Consider the following 22,040-nt stretch of genomic DNA (forward strand, 5'->3'; position numbering starts at 1 on the left):
GCATGGAGTTGCGAACGATTCAAGCCGATTCTTTGAGATCTCGCAGCATTTGCCGGAGTTCTTGCCGCCAGTGAGGAAACGAGGTCGCCATCCACGTCGAGAGTTTCTGTGTAGACAGCACCGAATAGAGCGGACGCTGTGCTGGGGTGGGATAGTCAGCGGTGGCGATCGGAGCAACTCGCTCAACCTCTAACGGGAAGTCGAGCCGCCTCGCTTCCTCAAAGATCGCCACGGCAAAATCGTACCAGCTAGCCACCCCGCTTTGCGTAAAGTGATAGGTGCCCATCGCCTCCGAAGTTTCTAAGGAGGGAATTAACTGCGTGATCACCTCCGCGATCGACCGTGCCGAGGTCGGAGTGCCCACTTGATCCGCAACGACCCGCACCTCTGGTCGGTCTGCCCCGACTCTCAGCATCGTTTTGACAAAATTGCCTTTACCGTGCACACCATAAACCCACGAGGTTCTGAGAATGAGGTGTCGATCGCAGCCTTGCCGAATATTTTCTTCACCTGCAAGCTTAGACGCGCCATAGACATTTAATGGATTCGGGTCGTCATCTTCTTGATAAAAGGTTCCTTTGCGTCCGTTAAACACATAGTCTGTCGAAATGTGGATCAAGGTAGCCCCAATATGATTAGCGGCTTTAGCCATGATTGCAGGCGCGATCGCGTTAATTGCATAAGCGAGTTCTGTCTCGGTTTCAGCTTTGTCAACGGCAGTATAGGCAGCCGCATTGATGATCACATGGGGATGAATCTCTAAAATGAGTTGACGAATCCGATCGGGCTGAGATAAATCGAGCGTATCTCGCGCCACACTCACCAACGCGTCTGAAGGCAACGTTTGCTGAAGTTCGCGTCCGAGTTGTCCAGAACTGCCAATGAGTAAGATCTGTTTCATAGAAACCCATCGCAACAATCAAACAGCATTAGTGTATCAAGCTATAAATGAGGCTGGTTGCATCAACTGTGTAGATCACAGTTGGCGACTACGGACGCATTGAGTATAAGCCGCCTCCTGAGAAACCTGGGTAAATCTACGATCGACTTCATGCAAAACTTACATCGATACTGACTTTAATCCGACAATTTTAGCTAGAACTGTAATTGTGGAGCGATCTCGTAAGACAGCAGAGCTAGAAAAATTATGCTCAATCCTTCTAAACCCAGACAAATTCATCGGTTTCCGTAAGTTGTCTAGGCAAGAGATCTAGGGGCAAAACCCACTCAAAATATCTAGAATATCAAGTGTGAAGAGAGAACCCGGTTGCGTTATGATAAGGCTTCTGAACTCTTAACTTGTCTAAGGCAAATCTCTTACAATGGTGGAGAGGTGAAGGTGTAGGCTGCACACAACAACGTTGTGCATACGCATCGACAGGAGGCGAACCCTTACGGAGATACCACTGGGAAACTATTAGCATGGTCAATCAGAACACTTTAACGATGGATGTCGGCTTTACTCACGAAGATTTTGCAGCGCTGCTCGACAAATATGACTACCACTTCAGCCCTGGTGATGTCGTCGCTGGGACGGTATTTAGTCTAGAACCAAGAGGCGCTCTGATCGACATCGGTGCCAAAACTGCTGCCTACATTCCCATTCAGGAAATGTCAATCAACCGCATTGACAACCCTGAAGAAGTGTTGCAGTCTAACGAAACACGCGAGTTCTTCATCTTGGCAGATGAGAATGAAGACGGTCAGTTGACGCTTTCGATTCGCCGCATTGAATATATGCGCGCTTGGGAGCGGGTGCGTCAGCTTCAGGCTGAAGATGCAACGGTGCGATCGCTGGTCTTTGCCACCAACCGAGGTGGCGCACTGGTGCGAATTGAAGGGTTGCGCGGGTTTATTCCCGGTTCTCACATCAGCACTCGCAAGCCTAAGGAAGAATTAGTGGGCGAAGAGTTGCCTCTGAAGTTTTTGGAAGTTGATGAAGAGCGGAACCGTCTGGTTCTTAGTCATCGTCGTGCTCTGGTTGAGCGCAAAATGAACCGCCTAGAAGTGGGCGAAGTCGTCATCGGCACAGTGCGCGGCATCAAGCCCTACGGTGCATTTATTGACATCGGCGGCGTGAGCGGTCTGCTGCACATCTCAGAGATTTCTCACGACCACATCGACACTCCTCACAGCGTCTTTAACGTCAACGACGAAGTGAAGGTGATGATCATTGACCTCGATGCCGAGCGCGGTCGGATTTCGCTCTCAACCAAGCAGCTAGAGCCTGAACCGGGCGACATGGTGAAGAACCCTGAAGTGGTTTACGAGAAAGCTGAAGAAATGGCAGCGAAGTATCGTGAGCAGATGCAGATCAATCAGCAGGGTGCTGCTCCAGCAGCCGTTGCAGACGCGATCAAGGAGGAAATCGAAATTCCTTCTGCTGAAGAAGAAGCAGTTGCTCCTGAAGAAGTGGAAGCAGCTGCTCCTGAAGAGGTGGAAGCAGTCGCTCCTGAAGAAGTGGAGGCAGTTGCTTCTGAAGAGGAAACGGCGGCTCCTGAAGAAGAGGAAGCAGTCGCGGCTCCTGAATTGGTTCCGGCGATCGACGAATAATCGCAGCCAAACCAACTGAGTTATTTAAAGAGGGAGCCATCCCTCTTTTTTATTAGGCAGAAATCATTGAGGCGTGTATGGCAACAATTTACTGTGGTACAAAAACGTTTCAAGCCGTTGAAGCTGTCCTCTTTGACAAAGATGGAACGTTAGCTGACTGCCATGATTTTTTACACGCGTTGGTGTTGGCACGATCGAGCTTCGTCGAGGCTCAAGTGCCTGGAGTTAAAGAGTCTCTATTAAAGACATTCGGGCTAGTCGATGGACGCGTCAATCCCGTCGGGTTAATTGCAGTTGCAACTCGCCAAGAAGACGAAATCGCGACGGCTGCTTGTATTGCCGCTACAGGGCGCGACTGGATCGAGGCAAAGACGATCGCTCACACAGCACTGCTGGATGCCGATCGAGCGCTCCCCCCAAAAGCCAAACTGACTCCACTCTTTAATGGCGCACTGCCGTTGCTTCAATCCCTGGCAAGGTCGGATCTCAAAGTCGGCATTCTCTCGGCTGACACCGAAGAAAATGTGCGTGATTTTGTCGAATTTCATGATCTTGCGGCTTACTTTCAGTTGCAAATGGGAAGCCGTGACGGACTCAGCAAACCCGATCGACGACTGCTGCATCTAGCTTGCCGCGAATTAAGCGTGTCTCCTGCCGCAACTCTGGTGATCGGAGACTCTAGCGCTGACATCGAACTGGCAAAACAAGGCGGCGCGATCGGCGCGATCGGTGTAACTTGGGGAGGCACTCACCCAAATCAGCTAGCCAACGCGGATGTGATTGTCGATCGCTTCGATAAGATTCAGCTTAGACCGTCTGTGTAAATTCCACGGTTTCTTTAGAGTTATATAAAGCGCTAATTGCGTTGACAAGCTGCTCTGGGTCGATCGGTTTTGACAGATGTATCTGAAAACCTGAAGATAGTGCTTGTTGTTGGTCAACTTCTCCAGCATAGGCAGTCAGGGCGATCGCCGGAATTTGTCCCCCTTGCTCTGGCGGTAACGCTCGAATCTGCTGCACTAGCATATAACCATCCATCTCCGGCATTCTAATATCGCTCAATAGAATATCTGCCTGGGATTGGGTGAACGCAGCAAAGGCTTCGCCTGCCGTTGTGGCTGTGATCACGCTTGCACCTGCCTGATCTAGGACAAACGCGATGAGTTCCTGGGAGTCGGCTTCATCGTCCACTGCTAGAACTCGAACCCCCCTCAGATTAGGCGATCGCGTTGATAAATTAGTGTCTAGTTTGACCGCTGACTGCGTGGGTATGAGCGGCAGACTAACCGTAAATGTAGCGCCCAGTCCTTCACCGCGACTCTCCGCCCTCACTGTGCCGCCATGCAACTCAATGATTTGCCGGACGATCGCCAGACCTAGCCCCAACCCGCCAAATCGACGCGTCGTCGAAACATCTGCTTGGCGAAAATGCTCAAAAACATAGGGCAGAAAGTCAGCCGAAATGCCCTTGCCCCGATCAACAACGGTGATTTGTGCCTGATCGCCCACTGACTCTACCTGCACGGTGACTCGACCGCCTTGAGGCATAAATTTGATCGCGTTCGAGAGCAGATTCCAGATCACCTGCTGCAAGCGAGTCGCATCACCCAAAACCTGTCCTATTTCATCTGCCAGGTTTGTTTCTATCTCGATCGACTTCGCTTCGGCTACCATTTGCACGGTTTCGATCGCGGCTCGAATCGTTGCTGCCAAATTAACTGGACGAAGGTTGAGATTGAGCTTACCTTGCAGAATCCGCGAGACATCGAGCAAGTCTTCAATCAGTTCAGCTTGCAGATTGGCATTGCGCTCGATCGTTGACAACGCATAGGTCGTCTTGGCTTCGTCGAGTTTGCCGTTTTGTAAGAGCTTTGCCCAGCCCAGAATGGGATTGAGGGGCGATCGCAACTCATGCGAAAGGACTGCCAGAAACTCGTCTTTGACGCGATTAGCTTTTTCAGCTTCAGCCCGCGCTGCTTGTTCTGATTCAAGCTGCTGTTGTAGTTGGATTTTTAACCGTGCGACCTCAATGGCTCCATTCACCGTCAAGCGCAGATTCTCTGGGGTGATTTGCTCTTTCACCACATAGTCTAGTGCCCCTAGTTTGATTGATTGAACTGCGATCGCTTCGCCGCCTCTCCCGGTCACCATAATCACAGGCAAGACGTGCTGAGTCTGGGCTTTTAATTGGGCGAGAAACTCTAGACCATTGAGATCTGGCATCTGGTAGTCTAGCAACACAATATCTGGCTGGTACTGCTGACTTAACGCTAGCCCCTCTTGCCCTAAGCCTGCGGTCACGATCGTATACTGATACTCTTGATCTCTCAGCAGATACCGTCGATACATCTCACGGTCTTCGGGGTTATCATCCACAATCAGAGCGGTGCGTTGAGTTAGAGACATCTTTGATTTTTTATAGAGAATTTCTAGGAAGGATTGCGACATCAAACCAAAAATCTAGTAATGTCTGGATGCTTCGTTTTAACAGTTTAAAATCCATTGGCTTGATCATATAGCCATTCACCCCTTGCCGATAGCAGGCTTCGATGTCTTTCGGGTTATTCGACGTGGTAAAGATGACCACGGGCACCGATTTTAGAGCGTCATCCTGTTTGATTTGGCGCAGCACCTCTCGTCCATCGGTTCCCGGCAAGTTTAGGTCGAGCAAAATTAGCCCAGGGCGGGGAGCACTTTCAGGATCAGTATAGCGATCGGTGTGGTAGAGAAACGCTAAAGCCTGGTCGCCATTCAGACATCGGTAGACAGGAATAGCCAAAGGAGACTGGCGCAAGAAACGCTGGAATGCTTCAAAATCCTCGTTGCTGTCTTCAACGACCAGCAATAGGGGTTGCACATTGGAGATGACTGAAGGTGCAATCATGGTTTCACCGCTTCCGACAGGGTGAAGTAAAACGTACTGCCCTCACCTGGCGTAGACTCTACCCAAATTTTCCCCTCATGCCGCTCCACAATTTTGCGGACGATCGTTAAGCCCGCCCCAGTGCCCCCACCATATTGATCTTGCGGGTGAAGTCGCTTAAAGATTTCAAAAATTCGCTCAAGGTGCTCAGGGGGAATGCCAATGCTGTTGTCGCGGATGTAGAGCGTATGAGAAATCTGGGTGCCATTCCGCACTGGTTTTGATTCGACAGAGCCAATCTCAACCCATTTCTCAGCGTTGTCGTTATATTTAATCGCGTTGCCGATCAGGTTAGTAAATAACTCGCTCATCTGAGAGCGATCGCAGCAAATTGTCGGCAGCGGTTGGGGTAGACGAAACTCGATCTGGTGTTGGGGATGACTAATTTTGAGCGTAGCGATCGTCTGCTGCACCAAGACATTCAGATCCACAGACTGCCGCACCACTTCAGATCGTCCTAGCTGAGAATAGTGCATCAGCGAGCTAATCAAATCGTCCATGCGCTGAGTCAGACGCACCACCGTTTGCAGCTTGGTAACGCCGTCTTCGGGCAACACGTCAGCATAGTCTTCCATCAAGAAATTAGAGTAGTTATGAATCCCTCTCAGTGGCTCTTTGAGATCGTGGGACGCAATATAAGCAAAGGAATCTAGCTCAATGTTGCTGCGGGTCAGTTCTAGATTGACTCTTGCCATTTCGTCTGTCTGAGCCAAAATCACGTCTACGATTAAACTCCGTAGCTCGATCGCCACTTCAATTTCGCACTGCAACCAGTTAAGAGACTTGAGGCGAACGGTTTCTTGCCAAGCTGCAAACGATTGGCGCGGAGAAATCGTCACACTGCCATCGGCTTCAATCCGTGTGGGGTTGTCAGGGTTGCCTGCCCAGGTCACCGTTTGCAAAAATTCGGGACGAAACCACAGCACATAGCGATGTTGGGTTCTTGAAATTGCCATCGCCAGTAACCCACTCGCGACCTTTTTATAGGCTTTGGCATTTGGGTAGAGGCTGGGCAGAGAGTCGGTCACAAATAGGTCGTTCTCAAAGCGATCGGGCAACCACCCCAACAGATCAATCACCTCTTCTTTGTCAGGAGTGCTGCCAATCAGGGCAATGCGATCTCCTTCACACACCGCCGCGCCCTGTGCGCCTGTGAGGGCAAGCAAATCGTCAGGAGAGTCTTCCAGTGCCTGCAAAAAATCGGTCGCATTCGTCAGGCGATTGACAAACTGCACCTCGGTGGCTTTGAGCCGGAGTTTGTAGTCAAGGTTTTGAGTGGCTTCCTTCACCGATAGCTCGGTAGACATCAGTTGACCGAGAAACTCGCAAATCGTGCGGATTTCGTAAGGCACAAATTTGGGCGTGTTGTGATGGCAGGCAATCATCCCCCACAGCCGTTGCTCCTGGATCAGGGAGATGCTCATCGAAGCGACAACTCCCATATTCTGCAAATATTCGATGTGGCAGGGTGACAGACTCCGCAACACGCAATGGCTCATATCGAGATCAGCAGGCTCAGTTCCGGGCAAACCTGTGAGCAGACTGGGCGGATGGTTGACATCGGGCAGCAACCGCAGCCAGTTGAGCAAATAAAGGTGCTTTGCCCGTTGCGGAATGTCTGTGTCGGGATAATACAGTCCTAAAAAAGGCTCTAAATTAGGTTTCCTGTCTTCCGCAATCACCGTGCCATCGCCAGTTTCATTAAAGCGATAGACCATGACCCGATCGAACCCCGTAATCTGTCGCACTTCTTTAACGATCAGGTCGCACAGTTCAGACAGCGTTTTTGTGACCTGAATTTTTGCCAGCGTGTCTTTGAGGTGGCGATAAGATTGGGTAAAGTCGCGTTTAGCCGTCGCTGCGATCAGCTCCAGTTCCAATACAATTTCACCACTGATCGCCCGGTGAACAATGCCATTAAAAAACTGGGTAGAACCCTCGTCTACTGTGACCGAAAGATTGATCGGATTGGTTTGCTCAGAGTCGGGATCGAGGCAGGCTCTAATCTCAGCAATGCGATCGCCCTCAATAAAATCTGCTAGCGGGCGATCGAGCAGGTTTTCGGGCGTAATTCCGAAAATGTCTTTAGCATTGAGGCTCACCTGCGTAATGCGAAAGTCTAATTCTGAAAGGACGCATAACAGACCATGTGGCTGAATGGAACCTGGCGTGTGAATGGGTTCTCGTTCTTCATTGATCACAGTAAGAGCCTGATTCATCATTTGTTTGCAAACATTCTGGTAGAAACTATTCTTTAATTATTTTGAGAAAACTATCTTTTTAGAAGCATGAAGCGATCGCGATGCGAACTGCATTCATAGTAGCTAGAAATACGGTTGCTATGTAGAGTTAATGGCATTGCTGAATGCAAGTATGAAATGCCCTCCTCACGAAGTGGGGCGAAGCCCTCGCCAACCCTTCTCCCCAAGGAGAAGGGAGCCAGAAATCCTGTCCCCTCTCCTTTTGGGAGAGGGCTAGGGTGAGGGCGAATCTGACAATTCATAGCTAGGTTCAGCAACGCCGAATTAACTAGCCGTTTGTTCAGCCATTGCCGCTTCTCCTAGGGTTTTCAACCATGCGATATTTCATGTTATTAACGCTGCTGGGGTTTCCGTTTGTCGTGAGTCCGATCGCGCGTGCTCAGTTCACCGATCCGGCCGTTCAAGCTAGGGTCAAAGAGATTGAGGCACTCAGCCGCGCCAAAAATCTAGCTCGTCAAGCGGGCGAAGCTGCCAACGGTGGGATAGGTGTTTATCGGGCTGAGCGATCGATGCACGGATCTGCTGCCCAATCTCCTTATGTAGATAAAGGTGATTTTTGGCTCTTCACCTTTAAAGGCAGCGCTCCCGGTTCTGACACTCCGTTTGTAGAGAGCGAAGTGCGAGTAGACAAAGCCGATTTTAAGACAACTGTTCTTTACAATGGGACAATTCGTTAATGCGTTTAGTCGGGGCGTTTTCTGCACGCTCCTACGAATTCTTAAATCTGTGTCAGTGCCGCAGTCCTCGCCCAATGTAAAGCCTCATCAGCGCTTCTACAGACATCTCTCGACTACCTGCAACCTTCTTGAGCGATTCCAACGTCTCGATCGGAACTTCAGTCGATACGGCTTCTGTCGATCGAGGGTAAAGTTGCAATTTGAGGATTTCGCCAGAGTTAGTCATATAATTTTCTCTCACTGAAGACCCTCATCTCCTAACCCTTCTCCCCAGGGAGACAGGGAACCGGACTCTGGCTCCCTCTCCCACAGGAGAGGGTTGGAGTGAGGGCATCTCCAGCATTTTGTGTTCAATTAAGTCTATCTACTCATACAGTGAGATTTAACTGACAGAGGTTTTCCTTTCCGTCACCAGCGTCAAACTCACCCATTCTCCTTTATCGCTATAGCGACGAATCAGACGTTGACGCAAATCGGGTTGAAGCAGCCAACCCACCTCTAAAAACAACGGTTGACCCGATCGGATCTGCACTGGGCACGTCGAAGAAGCCCCATCGGGCAACAGCAGCACCTGAACTCCATCAAACGACAGCACCGAACCCTGAATCGTCGCCGTTGAAGTCAAGACTTTCTCTCCTCCAATGGACAACTCCTGCACCAGTCGATCGCTTCCTTGATGTTGCAGTTTTAGAGACGTTTGATACGCGTCCGGCGATCGCCAGTCAGGATAAATTGTCACCGCCTCACCGCGCCACTCACCGATCAGATCCTCGATCGTCAACGGCAACCGCTCTGGCGCATCCGTTCCCACGCGTCGCTCTCGAATTAGCGTTAACTGCTCAAACTGGCTCTCTTTGTTAAACAACTGCACCAAGCGAAGACGACGATCGCCATGCAGCAAAGCCAACTCTGCCCCAAATTGGGTATAGGGCGCAAACTGTATTGCCCCTTGCGAAAATGACCCATTTTCACAAAACTTAAGTCCGCCGCCAATCGTTTCATACTCCAGCACGACCTCTGGTTTTCCGTCACGGCGCAGCGTCAGACGCACCTTCTGATTGTTGTCTAGCCCTTCTAAAGACAAAAAAGACGGCGTATCATTGAGAACTTCTCCTCGCTGCGAGAGTTGCGTAAACGAACCCTGCCACTCTCCTAAATTTTGTAGAAAACAGTCCCATTGCGATTTCATAAGGGTTGAATTAGCGAGTTGCAAACCGACGGACTGCAAGAAGACTTCCTAATAGACCGACCGAGCCACCAAATCCTAGCAAGATCAGCGGCAGCGCGATCGAGTTGATCGGACGAAGTGACCCCTCTGCTGCTAAGAATTGTACAAACTCTGGCTGCTGTGCCAGCAAGTTTTGTAAAAACTGTCCGACTGCTTGAATCAAGCCCCAGGCGATCGTCGCGCCGACGACACCAAACACAATGCCCTGCAAAATAAATGGGAAATAAATCCAGCTTGAGGTTGCGCCTACGAGCTGCATCACTTCGATTTCGCGACGACGCGCCATCACAATCAGACGAATGGTAGTGCTGATGACGGCGATCGTCGTCACTGTCAACAATCCCGTGATCATCAAGCTTAGCCAGTTTAACCCTCGATCGAGTTGAGCAATTCGCTTTACCGCTTCGTCTACATACTGCACGTCTTCGACCCCCTGCAAATTTTTCAGCTTTTTCGCCAAAATCGGGACGGATGCCGAAGATTTTGCCCTCACCTTCAATTCGTCTACTAGAGGATTTCCTTCTAGCTGTCGAGACGCGTCTTTGAGATCAGAAATGCCGAGATCCTTGACCAAACTTGCCCAGGCTTCTTCTTTAGAAATGCTCTTCACTACCTCCGCTTCTGGGAACCTTTCAATCACAGGTTTGAGCATTGCCCCATCCACTCCGGTTTCTAGATAAGCCGAAACCTCTAGCTGACTGCCCACTTGGTTGAGCAATCCTTCTAGCTGCCAAGAAGCCTGCAAGCCAGTGCCAAACAGAAACAGCAGCACCGTCACCGTGCTGATGGCTGCCCAATTCATCCAGCCGCCGCGACGCAAACCGAGCAGCGTTTCTCTCAGCAAATAATCTAGCTTTGTCAGAAAACGAAACACGCGTTAGTCCTAAAGTTTGGTCGTCTCCGTTCTCTTTTATCACTAAGTTGACAAAGCTCCACAAAAAATCTGGATCACCGGAGACGCAAAAATTTTAACCCTTGAGGGAGTCGCCATTCGTTAAGATAGACTTAAAGCGGAATCAGTTCGACCTTTATCATAACGGTGAGAAATTAAGTCCATGACTTCTGAAGTTTTGGTTGAGAAGAAAAAGTTAGCGAAGCCCCCCCTAGAGATTTATCAACTCGGCGATCGGGTGCTGCGTCAGCCTGCCAAGCGCGTCTCAAAGATTGATGCTGAGATTCGGCAGATGGTGCGGGAGATGCTGCAAACCATGTATAGCGAAGATGGAATTGGGTTAGCAGCGCCCCAAGTGGCAATTAACAAGCAGCTTATCGTCATAGACTGCGACCCTGAAAATGCGGCGGCTCCGCCTCTGATTTTGATTAACCCGATGATTAAAAAATCGAGCCGTGACCTTGAGGTCGGGCAAGAAGGCTGTCTCAGCATTCCGGGAGTCTATCTAGACGTGACGCGACCCGAAGCGATCGAGGTGTCGTTTAAAGATGAGCATGGTCGTCCGCAAACTCTCAGTGCAGCAGGGCTACTGTCCCGCGCCATTCAGCACGAGATTGATCACTTAAATGGGGTGCTGTTTGTCGATCGTGTCGAAAACAAACTCGCCCTCACCCAAGAACTCACAAAGCGAGGGTTCTCGTCTCACGCCGTTAAACCGATTGCTTGAATTTTGAGCTTTGAATGATTCACTGGACATTCAAAGCTTAAGCTTAATATTATTGATTAAAGGCGAAAATTTTGTGACTCCAAAAAGTGGTGTGTTTTTAGGAGGATCGTGCGTTGCCGCGATCGCCGCTGTCGGTTCTGTGTTTGAACTGTCTTCTGGTAGCCCTCAGCTAGGCGGAACCCTGACTGGTGTCATTCTCGCAGTTAGCGTTCCACTCACAGCAGTCTTTTTCTACACAGCAGTGTTAGACACAAAAGCAAATCAGAAATAGCGACTGAACGGCGAATTCTTAATGCAAAATTCACTGTTCACAGTTCACAATTTAATCAGGAGTGCTCAGTGTTAAGTATAGAATGGTTCTTAATGCTACCTATCGCCTAACACCTCTACCGGATGCCCCCGGCTGATGACATTTGCTGGAATCCGTGACCCATGACGGGTGAATCCCTTGCGATCGCTTCCTTGCGGCAACTGTCCAACGGAAGCCTTTCTAAACAGAAACAGCCAACTTATCCGCTTTCTACTGAACAAATTGTCGCGATCGGGCGTGATCCTCGGTGCCAAATTGTTCTCGACCCGCTTATCTATGGCTCGGTTTCGCGTCGTCATATTGAGATTCGTCCCACGTCCACACTGGTAGATGGGCAACCAACGTGGTGGGTGTGCGACCTCAATAGCTCAAACGGCACCTATCTCAATGGCAAACGCCTGCGCGGATGTAGAGTCTTAAAAGCAGGCGATCGCGTGTCTTTGGGGCAAAACGGTCCAGAATTCGTATTTGATTATTGTCGGGAGACAAACCCTTCACCCTCCGCAGTCAGCAGCTCTTTAGAGGCGATCGAGCCGATTCCACGTTCACGACCGCTTAGAAATTCTGTCACGTTTACCCAGCTTTTTCCGATCGCCTCATCGGGGCTGGATTTGAGCCAAAAAGCCTACCTCGCTCCAGGCATGATCACCGTCGGCTTTGTCGTTGGTTTGTTTGTGGCGATCGGAAACTCTGTTTTATTCAACCTTTTATTGGCGACTTATATTGCCCTCGCTGCTTACTATTTTGTCTATCAACTGTGCGGCAAACATAAGCCCTGGTGGGTGTTGCTTACGGCGGGGTTAACCACGGTGCTGCTGTTGCAAAGTCCGGTGTTGCCCCTCTTCATTGTGCTGTTTCGACAACTTCTGCCGGGGCAAGTGCCCGAAGCAGGGGAGCCGATGAATTTTGTAGTGCTGCTAATTCGGATGTTTTTTGGAGCCGGACTGATGGAGGAGCTACTCAAAGCCCTTCCTCTGTTGGGATTTTATTGGTTAGGACGACTGCTCCCGACTCCGTGGAAAGAGCGCATCGGCATTTTAGAACCGTTGGACGGCATTCTTTTAGGAACTGCCTCGGCAGTTGGCTTTACGCTTTTAGAAACTCTGGGGCAATATGTGCCAGATATGATTCAAAACACGACATTGCAAATCGGCGATGGACCGAAACAGCTAATGGGGCTGCAACTGCTCATTCCTCGTCTGTTAGGCTCGATCGCAGGACACATGGCGTATAGCGGCTATTTTGGCTACTTCATCGGGTTGAGCGTCTTAAAACCCAGACAAAGCGGAATTATTTTAGGAATCGGCTATTTATCGGCTGCCAGCTTACACGCGCTGTGGAATGCGATGGGTTCTGTGAGTCCTTTTATTTTGGCGCTCGTGGGAATTTTGTCTTATGCCTTTTTAGGGGCTGCCATTCTCAAAGCGCGGACGCTATCACCGACCCGATCGCAAAACTTTGCCACCCGCTTACGACAATAGAGAATTCTAGTTCTTTACCCTCTCACGTTGCAAATATTCCTTCTTTAGAGAGAGGAGTTAAAGGGCGATCGTTCTTATGCTTTAAAGGCGTACTGAAGAAGTGTCAGGATTTTTCAGTCGTCTAAAGAACCCACGTCTTATATGCAATCAATAAGCCATGAATTTTAATTTGTTTCGGTTCAAGCGCGTCTTCTTGCCTCTCAGTTTTGTCTGCCTAGCCGTTTTTGCAGGAAACTTGAAGGCACACGCAGAAGATTCTAGCGATGCACATCTTGCAGAAAGTCCTGTCAGTGCTCCGGTCAGTTTGCAAAAAACGAGCATTCAAGGTTCGGCTAATCTCGCTAGATCGATGTCGATCGTGCCCGATGTCGCTAATCGCGTAGTCAAGCCTGTTCCGGGTGAAGTGACCACCGCTGCGGTTGAGTTATCGAGTCTACGATCGTCTCAAGCTGTTAAGACTCCTGCTGATGTCAACGTTGCATCTTCTACCCCATCTGGAACGATCACGGCTCAACAAGAGGTAGGTCCTGCGACCACCAGCCCTTATGGAAGTTCTCAGTCGTCTCCATCGGGTGCGCCCATTCAAATCCAGACCTCTCCACAGCCTGTCCAAACCCCGGCAGAGACGCAGACCACTCCTCAGATCCAACCGACTACCCCAACTACTCCAACTCAGACAACCCCAACCACTCCTGACTCAACGATCTCTCAACCCCTAGTTTCTCCGGGTCGGGCGACACGATCGGGGTCGAGCTATTTTGGCGTAGGGGGCAACATCGGAATTGGAAGTGGCGATACTCAATTGGGTCAGAGTAGCTTTGCGCTGATTAGTAAGATTGGCTTACTGCCTTCCTATTCAGTACGTCCTTCGATCTTGTTTAGCGATAACGTGACGATTTTGCTTCCTATCACCTACGACTTCTCGTTCGGGGAAGGTCCGACTAATACGCTGGGCTTTACAGCCGCCCCTTATGTCGGAATTGGAGCGGCGATTTCAACCGGAGGGGGTGGCGATGTTGCTCTGCTGCTGACGGGTGGCGTTGACGTGCCCATCAGCTCACAGTTTACGGCAACCGCAGCAGTGAATGCCACCGTGACTGGAGAAGCCGCTATTGGAATCTTGTTGGGTGTTGGCTATAACTTCAGCGGGTTTTAACTTAGTTGATTGGATGATGACAGACAAGGGGCTTAAGCCCCTTGTTTTTTGAGGTCGTTTTTGAGTGCGATCGGTCGTGGCTGAATTGGCGAGACGTTTCACCGAAACGTCTCTACGGCATCGGGTAGATTCGTTGGTCAACTTGGGAGAAGAGACAACACGACAGGGGCGTTAATGGTGCGATCGTGAATCGTTGTTTCTAATTCTTGGTGATAAACGCCTGATGGAATTAAACCACAGCTTTCTTCTTGAATTGCGGTCAACGTTTGCTGCACGACACAAGATTCTAAAATTAAATCGTCATCTAGAAATAGAGCATAGGGAGCCGTCACTTGATCTAAGAGAAATTGGCGATGCTCTGCCATGCCCTGACGCGGTAAATGCTTGTGAATTTCGATCGGGTGACCACGCGATCGCAAGACTCGCAAAACAGACTGCACCTCAGCGATCGAGCCAGCATCAAAGTCTTCGGTCTGATCAGGCGAAAGTCGCGACAGGTTTGGGAAATAAGACTCGCGATCGTATATCGCCAACGCTGAAGGGTGATTGTAAGTAAGAATGAGAATATCAACCGTTGCCATTTCACACACCTTAACGACATTTAAATATGAGAAATAGGTAATGAGTTTATTCACTACCTACGAACGCCAAATTTATGACGTAGATGTCATAGAGATGTCATGACTCGGATCAGCTCAGTCGATAAATTTAGGTCAGAAACATCACGCTTCTTGAACAGAACGCCTGCCAAGAAGTAGATGTTTCCAGAGTAAAAAGCTTTACGGCTTTTGCGTAGCTCAGAAATGTGATTTTTGACTTTGGGTTCAGAACTGTAGTAACCAAATTTTAGCGGTGTAATCATGAAATCAGCAACGCTGTAATTATTGGCAAGCGCATGAGCGATCGTACCAACTGGATTAGAATAACTAGACACTAGCAGCATCACATTCGGATAGTCTAGCGAAAGCAGTCGATTTGTAATCGTTGCACCATCGACTCCACCGTGCAGCAACGGCATTGCAATGTTGTCATCAGGCGCAGGAATGTAAGGTGGATTGGCAATTAGATATTGAGCATCCGATTGGAATGTATCAAAGAACGACTGATTGCGAACCGAGTATTGATGGCTTATGTCATGGTGAGCGATTCTAGACTGCGCAATTTGACACGCTGACGGATTCAGTTCGTAGCCATGAATCCTGCCGTCAAAACTTACTCTAGTCAAAGAGTTAATAACCGGAGTTCCATCACCGCAGCCAAACTCTACAACCAGATCAGAATTGCTGCACTGATTAAATACTAAACGCTCTAAACAATGGGAATAGAAATGAGATTCTTCAGGACAAAAGAAAACCTCCTTCTCAGAGAAGGATTGCGAAAATCCAGAAGAGCGCAATAATGTTTCAGTCAAGGTAATGACCTCACTTTAATGATGGAGTTATTAACGGGGAAAGTTTGGCGAAGGGCAAGCAATTTACTTGCCCTTCAAGACTAAGGTGCCGAAATGACGGGCAGATGGGCGGTTTGTTCACCCTGACGGATAATCTTTACTGCGGCTGCACTGGCTCGATCGCCCATCAGTTTTTCCTGGTCATAGCCCAACAAGATTTGCCAAGCCTGATCGGGATACATCTTAACGAGAGGCAGTGTGACGCTTTCGATCATCCAGCGTCCGTGTCGCTCGTCTTCTTTGATATGCAGATCCCAATAGCCCATTGCCCCATCTGAAAGCTGCAGGCGTTTTGCGGCTGCCAAGTAGGTACGATAAGCCGAAGGTCCAGCGACTTCAAAGTAGGCAAGTCCGCCGTTATAGCGCAGAAAATGACGCTTGCACTCGGTCAACAAGAAGTTATGGTTGATGCTAGCCAACACTTCCCAAGGCACTAGCTCAAAATATGCCTCTGGTTGAGTGCTGAGTCCGAGTTCAGTCAACATTTGGGCAAAGAACGTGGAATGCTTGCGAGACAGGCGACCGTTGCCATATTCTTCGAGCAGCACTTTGGTCAGAGTGGCTTGCACTTCGTTGGCTGCACCTCCCAAAATGCGAGACAGACGACTGGCTTCAATCAGCCCATCAAATGAGGTGATTGCCAGCAAATAACGATAGCCCTCAAACGTCATCTGCTTACGCATATAGTCAGCGTCGATCGAGAGCGATGGGTCAAGATCAGCGGCAAAGCGATCGAGCAATGCCTGCTTTGCATCCAACGATTGATACTGATCGACATTGAGTTTTGATAATTCCCACGTTTGCCAAGCGGTTTCAATCCGATCGCGAACTTGATGCAGGTAGAGCGATCGCTCGTTGGTGTAGTGCCGCAGGTCATCGTACCAAAAGAGATTAAGCCGATTAATACGGTAAAGCACTCGCTGAACAAAGCGATGAGCCGCCTCCGATGACAGCGTTTGATAGGCTTCTTCTAATGCAGAAGTGAGCGCATTTTCAAAGAGGTCAACCGTGGACGAGTGAGCCTGTAGATTGCGATCTAAATCCTCGACTTCGATGAGTTTGACAAACGCATCTTCAGCCGTGTAGTAGGGATTATGTTTTAGCTGAGTTTCTAGGGTTCTAGGAATCACCCGTGCGGTTTCTGGAAATGCAACTAAGCTACCTTGCATGGATTGTGATTTCGATTTGTATTTTCACTTACATATTGATTTACATTTTTAGTGAATTCCATCTACTCAAGAGATAGATCGATCAATCTAAAGGTAGAGTTTAGGTGTTCTAGTTTTCATCTAAATGTATTTTGCTTTACCAACTTAGGACTGTCTTCAGCTAGAGCCGTTTCATCTATTTGTTGCGCGATCGGTGATGCAGCTTCACAAATCACAGGAGTCAGCTCGTTCACGTTCGTAAATAACCATTCGTCTTGTAATTTTTTGATTGCCAATTCTTTTTGCCTGGCTTCTACCTCGATCCAAGGGGCATGACGATAAGCACTCGGCATCGCTGTAATATAATCACTGTGACGCTGATTGCTAAAGGTTTCTGCCCCGTTTGAGATATGCACTACCTGCCATTCTGGAGTCGCCCACGTCGATCGCGCCGCTTCTAGCATTTCTGCAACGGTAGGATCTTCATAAGTGTTTACCTGTTCGTGAATCACATGACGGTGGGCATCAAATAACATTGGCACGTTTGCTGACTGACACACGGCAAAAATATCCTGGCTGCTGTAGGTATATTCATCATTTTCTAGCGTCAGCCGCGATCGTACATTGTCAGGCAATTCTTGAATCACGCGAATCAATCGCTCCGCTCGATCGCCCTTGCCGCCGTGAATATTCATCAATGCCCACGGTGATTGAGGGAGTCTCAAAAAATCGAGGATTCGGGCGTGAGTTTTGAGAATTTTGATGCTGTTGTCGATCACGTCAGGGCGATCGGAACTCAATACTACAAACTGATTGGGATGCAGCACTAACCGGATGTTTAGCTGGATTGCCCGATCGCCGACTAATCCCATTGCTTCCTCAAATTCCGCTAAGATTCGCTCACCAATCACATCATCAGCAAATGGAAACAGCGCAGAACTGAGGCGATAGAGTCGAATATTGTTGAGGTTGCAGAACTCGATCGCCCCGCCCAAACGCCGCAAGTTGTCGGCATAGAGTTCTCGCAGCATTCGCTCTTGTTCTAAGGAGTCAAACTGTAAGAGTCGCTTGCGCGTTACGGTTCGATAACGGACTGCCTTAGATGCTGTAATGCAGACGAGTCCTAGTTTGGGTGTCATCATTCCTCGATTTTCTTGAGCGATCCGGGCTTATGAATGGCTTCTTTTCCCGTCTTGTCGCTCTCGACTAGATACTCAGGATCCTCTTTTGAAGCATCAAAGTGATGTCCTTTCAACTCAGTAGGCTCAGTCAATTTTTTCTTAACAATGCCTTCGACCATGTTACCAGAACTATTCCACTCAACTCGATCGCCCTTCTTAAATGTCTCAGTCATCGTCTGCAAATCTTTTGTTTTTACAGCTTTAAAGATATTGAATTGTGCGATCGCTCACCTCTATCCTTTGATTGTGAATGTCGATCGCTCTTCATCGATCGTCTCCTCCTCTAGGCAGGTGTCATGAATAACACTCACTTTCTAGAGTCACAAAAGATGAGCACTCTACAGTCAGCCCACCATGATCTATGACTATGATTTATTTGTGATTGGGGCAGGTCCGGGGGGCTTGGCAGCCGCAAAACAAGCTGCACACTATGGCGCACGAGTCGCGATCGCTGAAGCCAATCACCTCGGCGGCACCTGTGCAAACATGGGTTGCATTCCCAAAAAACTGATGGTGTATGCGGCTGATTTTGGTCACTTAGCAGAAGCCTCTAAAGGCTATGGCTGGAGCGGAGAACAGCCTCACTTTAGTTGGACAAAATTTGTCAAAGCGAGAGATCAGGCGATCGAGCGATTCCGTCAATCTCATGAGCGATCGCTGACCAAACTGGGAATTCGTCTGATCCGCGATCGGGCACAGTTCATCGATGCCCACACTCTAGAAGTCGGTGAACAAAAAATCACTGCCGATCACATCTTGATTGCTGTGGGAGGTCACGCCAGCAAGCCCGACATTCCCGGCATCGAACACGCGGTTACGTCTAAAGAGATGTTTCACCTCCCACAGTTGCCTAAAAAAATTGCCATTATTGGCGGTGGATATATCGGCGTTGAGTTTGCAAGTGCGCTCCATGCCTTCGGGACAGACGTATTTTTAATGAGCCACGAACACTGCATCCTAAATGGATTTGATCCCGCCATTAGCACTGCTATTCATAAAGGATTCACTGACCGAGGCATCCAAGTTGCCTGCAACACCACCGCCGAAGAAATTATTCAGACCGATCGAGGATTGCAGCTAATTTTGTCAGGCGACTCCGCAGATATCACGGTTGATTTAGTGCTGTGCGCGATCGGACGCACTCCCAATCTAGAAAATCTCGGCTTAGAACAGGTCGGCGTTGAAATCGATCAGCGTGCGATCGCGGTCGATGCTCACAGTCGCACCAGTCAACCCAATATCTTTGCTGTTGGAGACTGCACCGATCGCAAACAATTAACTCCGGTTGCACTATCAGAAGGTCGGGCGTTTGCTGACACGACTTTTGGTGACTACGCCTGGACAGTGGACTATGACAGCGTGCCATCGGCGATCTGCTGTCGCCCCGAAGCCGCCTCTGTGGGAGTGACAGAGCCAGAGGCGCAGACTCAACTAGGCGATGCTGTTCGCTGTTATCAAAGCGAGTTTCAGCCGTTATTTCACAGCTTGAGCGGTCAAAATGAAAAAGCTTTAATTAAGCTCATTGTCAACGGAGAGGACGATCGAGTGATTGGCATTCACATCGTCGGCGATCATGCAGCAGAAATCTTACAAGGATTCGCATTGGCAATGAAACAGGGAATCACAAAGCAGGAACTCGATCGGGCGATCGGGATTCATCCATCCTCTGGTGAAGAGCTTTTCTCGATTCGTTGACTGAATCTGAGCGGCGTTGCTAAATTCGGGCATGAACCAAGAAATTTGCCCTCACCCTAGCCCGCTCCCGCAGGAGAGGGAACAAGATTCCTAGCTTCCCTCGCGCGCAGGAGCTACCGCGTGCACACAAAGGGTCAATCGCTTCGATTCAGTAATGCCTTTCTAAGCTTCAACAAGCTGGTTGTCTTGCCGCAAACACGCTTCGATGAAGCCGTCTAGTTCGCCATTCATGACATCTTGAATCGCAGTCGTTTCTACCCCGGTGCGGAGATCCTTCACCATTTGATAAGGGTGAAACACATAGTTGCGAATCTGGTTGCCCCAAGCCGCTTCGACAATGTCGCCTCGGATGTCAGCGACTTCTTTTGCTTTCTGCTCTTGAGCGATGATCAGCAGTTTGGCTTTGAGAATCACCAGGGCTTTTTCTTTGTTTTGAAGCTGCGATCGTTCCTCGGTGCATCTCACCGCAATTCCGGTCGGCAGGTGCGTAATTCTCACGGCGGTCTCGACTTTGTTGACGTTTTGTCCGCCTTTGCCACCCGCACGAGAAGTCGTAATCTCTAAGTCTTTATCGGGAATGTCTAACTTAACCGACGTGTCGATCATCGGCATCACTTCCACCCCAGCGAAGCTCGTTTGTCGCTTGTCGTTGGCGTTAAAGGGCGAAATTCGCACGAGGCGATGGGTGCCCTTTTCGACCTTAAGATATCCGTAAGCATATTTGCCATCAATCTCTAGCGTGGCGGACTTAATCCCCGCTTCGTCGCCCTCTGACTCGTCGGTGAGATGCACTTTATAGCCGTGAGCTTCCCCCCAGCGCGTATACATTCTCAGCAGCATCTCTGCCCAATCTTGAGCATCGGTGCCCCCAGCCCCCGCATTAATCGTAAGAATCGCTCCCTTGGTGTCGTAGGTGCCTGACAGCATCTGCTGAAGCTCCCACTGGTCAAGTTCTTGCTTGAGTTGATGAGTTTTTTGCTGTCCTTCTTCCAGCAGCGAGTCGTCCATCTCTAGCTCCAGCAATTCTAAAATCGCCTGAGAATCTGCGAGAGACGACCGCCACTGCTCAAACTGCTGAAGGTGCGATTTATAGTCATTGAGTTCTTGCAAAATCTGTTGAGCTTTTGTTTGGTCTTCCCACAGTTCGGGTTGTGCAGCGACTTGCTCTAAATCTTGAATTTTTGCGGTCAAAGCAGGAACGTCAAAGATACTCCTGAGTTTTACCCAGGCGATTAGATAACCCTTCAACGTCGCGCTTTAGTTCTACAGTATCCATACGATCGGTCGGTTCCTTGAACAGTATTGTTTATTTTAGCGGCAGTTCGCTTAGAGTTGACTCATTCATCCGCACATAGCCACCAGCATGGGAGATTTAGAACACCCCTTTCAGTCGTTTCTCAACGATCTCTATCTCAAATATAAGCCTTTAACCGACGGCACTCTTGCCAGTTATATTCCTGAATTGGCGAAGGTCGATCCCAACTGCTTTAGTATTTGTGTCGTCACCGTAGACGGGCGGATTTTTGAAGTGGGAGATGCGCATCAGCTATTCACGATTCAGTCGATCTCGAAGGTATTTGTCTATGGCATGGCGCTGGCAGAACACGGGCGCGACAAAGTGCTGTCTAAAGTAGGCGTTGAGCCGACGGGCGACCCGTTTAACTCCCTGATTCGACTGGATGAATCGTCAAAGCGACCCGATAACCCGATGGTAAATGCAGGCGCGATCGCTACCACCAGTTTGATCAAGGGCACCGGAGCCACCGAGCGCTTAAACCAAATGCTCGATATGTTTCGTCGCTATATCGGGCGGGATGTCTATATCGATATGTCGGTGTTTATGTCGGAGCGATCGACGGGGCACCGCAATCGAGCAATGGCACACTTGATGCGGCACTTTGGCATGATCGACGAGAACATCGACGAAGCGCTGGATCTCTATTTTCAGCAATGTTCGCTGATGGTCAACTGTCGCGATCTGGCAGTGATGGCGGCAACGTTGGCAAATAAAGGAGTGAACCCGATCACGGACGATCGAGCGATTCCGTCTCACTACATTCGAGATGTGTTGTCGGTGATGTATACGTGTGGAATGTATAACTTTGCGGGCGAGTGGGCGTATAAAGTCGGAATTCCTGCCAAGAGTGGAGTCTCAGGTGGCATTATCGCAGTGGTTCCCAATCAGGTAGGCATCGCAGTTTTCTCACCACCATTGGACTCTCACGGCAATAGCGTGCGCGGCATTAAAGTCTGTGAAGACTTGGCGCGTGAATTTGAGTTACACATGTTTGACTTGCCGATGGGCTGCTCTCACTTTCGACAGACATTGGCAAACGAACCGTAACAAATCGACGTTTT

At 49.4% G+C, this 22,040-nt stretch carries 22 protein-coding genes; 9 read left to right on the forward strand and 13 right to left on the reverse strand.

Translation table 11 applies throughout. From position 1 onward, the window contains the following. Window positions 1-19: 19 nt before the first annotated feature. Complete coding sequence (rfbD, locus tag A8707_RS00355; RefSeq protein ID WP_068814291.1) at window positions 20-901, reverse strand: dTDP-4-dehydrorhamnose reductase; 882 nt, start codon at window positions 899-901, stop codon at window positions 20-22. Window positions 902-1,422: 521 nt separating this feature from the next. On the opposite strand from rfbD, the gene A8707_RS00360 reads away from it, so the two are divergent. Further along, window positions 1,423-2,553 carry a 30S ribosomal protein S1 gene (locus A8707_RS00360; protein ID WP_068814292.1) on the forward strand — a complete coding sequence of 377 codons (1,131 nt, stop codon included), beginning with the start codon at window positions 1,423-1,425 and terminating at the stop codon, window positions 2,551-2,553. A 77-nt stretch (window positions 2,554-2,630) separates the two neighbouring features. Then, the gene (locus A8707_RS00365; protein ID WP_068814293.1) at window positions 2,631-3,377 is read left to right on the forward strand and encodes an HAD family hydrolase; all 747 of its coding nucleotides are present in this window, start codon (window positions 2,631-2,633) and stop codon (window positions 3,375-3,377) included. Here the strand turns inward: A8707_RS00365 and A8707_RS00370 are convergent. The 3 genes from A8707_RS00370 to A8707_RS00380 are packed head-to-tail and all read right to left on the reverse strand — an operon-like array spanning window position 3,361 to window position 7,695. After that, window positions 3,361-4,959, reverse strand: coding sequence for a hybrid sensor histidine kinase/response regulator (locus A8707_RS00370; RefSeq protein ID WP_068814294.1), 1,599 nt, complete (start codon window positions 4,957-4,959; stop codon window positions 3,361-3,363). The genes A8707_RS00365 and A8707_RS00370 overlap by 17 nt on opposite strands. A gap of 10 nt (window positions 4,960-4,969) precedes the next feature. Continuing rightward, the gene (locus A8707_RS00375; protein WP_068814295.1) at window positions 4,970-5,437 is read right to left on the reverse strand and encodes a response regulator; all 468 of its coding nucleotides are present in this window, start codon (window positions 5,435-5,437) and stop codon (window positions 4,970-4,972) included. Then, window positions 5,434-7,695, reverse strand: a complete 2,262-nt coding sequence (locus A8707_RS00380; protein ID WP_231947876.1) for an ATP-binding protein — start codon at window positions 7,693-7,695, stop codon at window positions 5,434-5,436. The genes A8707_RS00375 and A8707_RS00380 overlap by 4 nt, the downstream gene beginning before the upstream one ends. A gap of 356 nt (window positions 7,696-8,051) precedes the next feature. Here A8707_RS00380 and A8707_RS00385 point away from each other — a divergent pair, with 356 nt between their 5' ends. Further along, window positions 8,052-8,414 (forward strand): hypothetical protein, encoded by a 363-nt coding sequence (locus A8707_RS00385; protein WP_068814297.1) that lies wholly within the window; start codon window positions 8,052-8,054, stop codon window positions 8,412-8,414. Between the two features lie 52 nt (window positions 8,415-8,466). On the opposite strand, the gene A8707_RS28830 is transcribed toward A8707_RS00385, so the two are convergent. The 3 genes from A8707_RS28830 to A8707_RS00395 form a co-directional block, all read right to left on the reverse strand. Then, entirely contained in the window at window positions 8,467-8,640 is a 174-nt protein-coding gene (locus A8707_RS28830) for a hypothetical protein (RefSeq protein WP_197484546.1), read from the reverse strand. Window positions 8,641-8,796: 156 nt separating this feature from the next. Then, window positions 8,797-9,603, reverse strand: a complete 807-nt coding sequence (locus A8707_RS00390) for a DUF3598 family protein (protein WP_068814298.1) — start codon at window positions 9,601-9,603, stop codon at window positions 8,797-8,799. A gap of 10 nt (window positions 9,604-9,613) precedes the next feature. Next, window positions 9,614-10,516, reverse strand: a complete 903-nt coding sequence (locus tag A8707_RS00395; RefSeq protein WP_068814299.1) for a cell division protein FtsX — start codon at window positions 10,514-10,516, stop codon at window positions 9,614-9,616. Window positions 10,517-10,697: 181 nt separating this feature from the next. Here A8707_RS00395 and def point away from each other — a divergent pair, with 181 nt between their 5' ends. From def to A8707_RS00415, 4 genes are all read left to right on the forward strand, one after another. Then, entirely contained in the window at window positions 10,698-11,261 is a 564-nt protein-coding gene (def, locus tag A8707_RS00400; protein ID WP_068814300.1) for a peptide deformylase, read from the forward strand. Window positions 11,262-11,271: 10 nt separating this feature from the next. Next, a complete protein-coding gene (locus A8707_RS00405) occupies window positions 11,272-11,532 on the forward strand; it encodes a hypothetical protein (protein WP_414858384.1) in 261 nt (86 codons plus the stop codon). 161 nt (window positions 11,533-11,693) lie between these two features. Continuing rightward, window positions 11,694-13,052 (forward strand): PrsW family glutamic-type intramembrane protease, encoded by a 1,359-nt coding sequence (locus A8707_RS00410; RefSeq protein WP_068814301.1) that lies wholly within the window; start codon window positions 11,694-11,696, stop codon window positions 13,050-13,052. A 157-nt stretch (window positions 13,053-13,209) separates the two neighbouring features. After that, window positions 13,210-14,208, forward strand: coding sequence for a hypothetical protein (locus A8707_RS00415; protein WP_082906161.1), 999 nt, complete (start codon window positions 13,210-13,212; stop codon window positions 14,206-14,208). Window positions 14,209-14,345: 137 nt separating this feature from the next. Here A8707_RS00415 and A8707_RS00420 read toward each other — a convergent pair whose 3' ends face one another. From A8707_RS00420 to A8707_RS00440, 5 genes are all read right to left on the reverse strand, one after another. After that, window positions 14,346-14,789, reverse strand: a complete 444-nt coding sequence (locus A8707_RS00420) for a glycosyltransferase family A protein (RefSeq protein WP_068814302.1) — start codon at window positions 14,787-14,789, stop codon at window positions 14,346-14,348. An 86-nt stretch (window positions 14,790-14,875) separates the two neighbouring features. Next, complete coding sequence (locus A8707_RS00425; protein ID WP_068814303.1) at window positions 14,876-15,619, reverse strand: methyltransferase; 744 nt, start codon at window positions 15,617-15,619, stop codon at window positions 14,876-14,878. 80 nt (window positions 15,620-15,699) lie between these two features. Further along, window positions 15,700-16,827, reverse strand: a complete 1,128-nt coding sequence (locus A8707_RS00430; RefSeq protein WP_068814304.1) for an iron-containing redox enzyme family protein — start codon at window positions 16,825-16,827, stop codon at window positions 15,700-15,702. 116 nt (window positions 16,828-16,943) lie between these two features. Further along, entirely contained in the window at window positions 16,944-17,948 is a 1,005-nt protein-coding gene (uvsE, locus tag A8707_RS00435) for a UV DNA damage repair endonuclease UvsE (RefSeq protein WP_068814305.1), read from the reverse strand. Continuing rightward, entirely contained in the window at window positions 17,945-18,160 is a 216-nt protein-coding gene (locus A8707_RS00440; protein ID WP_068814306.1) for a hypervirulence associated TUDOR domain-containing protein, read from the reverse strand. The genes uvsE and A8707_RS00440 overlap by 4 nt, the downstream gene beginning before the upstream one ends. A gap of 181 nt (window positions 18,161-18,341) precedes the next feature. Between A8707_RS00440 and gorA the strand changes: the two genes are divergently transcribed. Then, the gene (gorA, locus tag A8707_RS00445) at window positions 18,342-19,682 is read left to right on the forward strand and encodes a glutathione-disulfide reductase (protein ID WP_068814307.1); all 1,341 of its coding nucleotides are present in this window, start codon (window positions 18,342-18,344) and stop codon (window positions 19,680-19,682) included. 162 nt (window positions 19,683-19,844) lie between these two features. On the opposite strand, the gene prfB is transcribed toward gorA, so the two are convergent. Then, a protein-coding gene (gene prfB, locus A8707_RS00450) for a peptide chain release factor 2 (protein WP_156518298.1) occupies window positions 19,845-20,958 on the reverse strand; the annotation gives its coding sequence in 2 pieces (ribosomal slippage) (window positions 19,845-20,885 and window positions 20,887-20,958; 1,113 coding nt in all). Between the two features lie 87 nt (window positions 20,959-21,045). Between prfB and glsA the strand changes: the two genes are divergently transcribed. Continuing rightward, window positions 21,046-22,026, forward strand: coding sequence for a glutaminase A (gene glsA / locus A8707_RS00455; protein ID WP_068814309.1), 981 nt, complete (start codon window positions 21,046-21,048; stop codon window positions 22,024-22,026). Window positions 22,027-22,040: the final 14 nt, after the last annotated feature.

It is taken from the genome of Phormidesmis priestleyi BC1401 (genome assembly GCF_001650195.1).
Taxonomy (GTDB): domain Bacteria; phylum Cyanobacteriota; class Cyanobacteriia; order Leptolyngbyales; family Leptolyngbyaceae; genus Phormidesmis_A; species Phormidesmis_A priestleyi_B.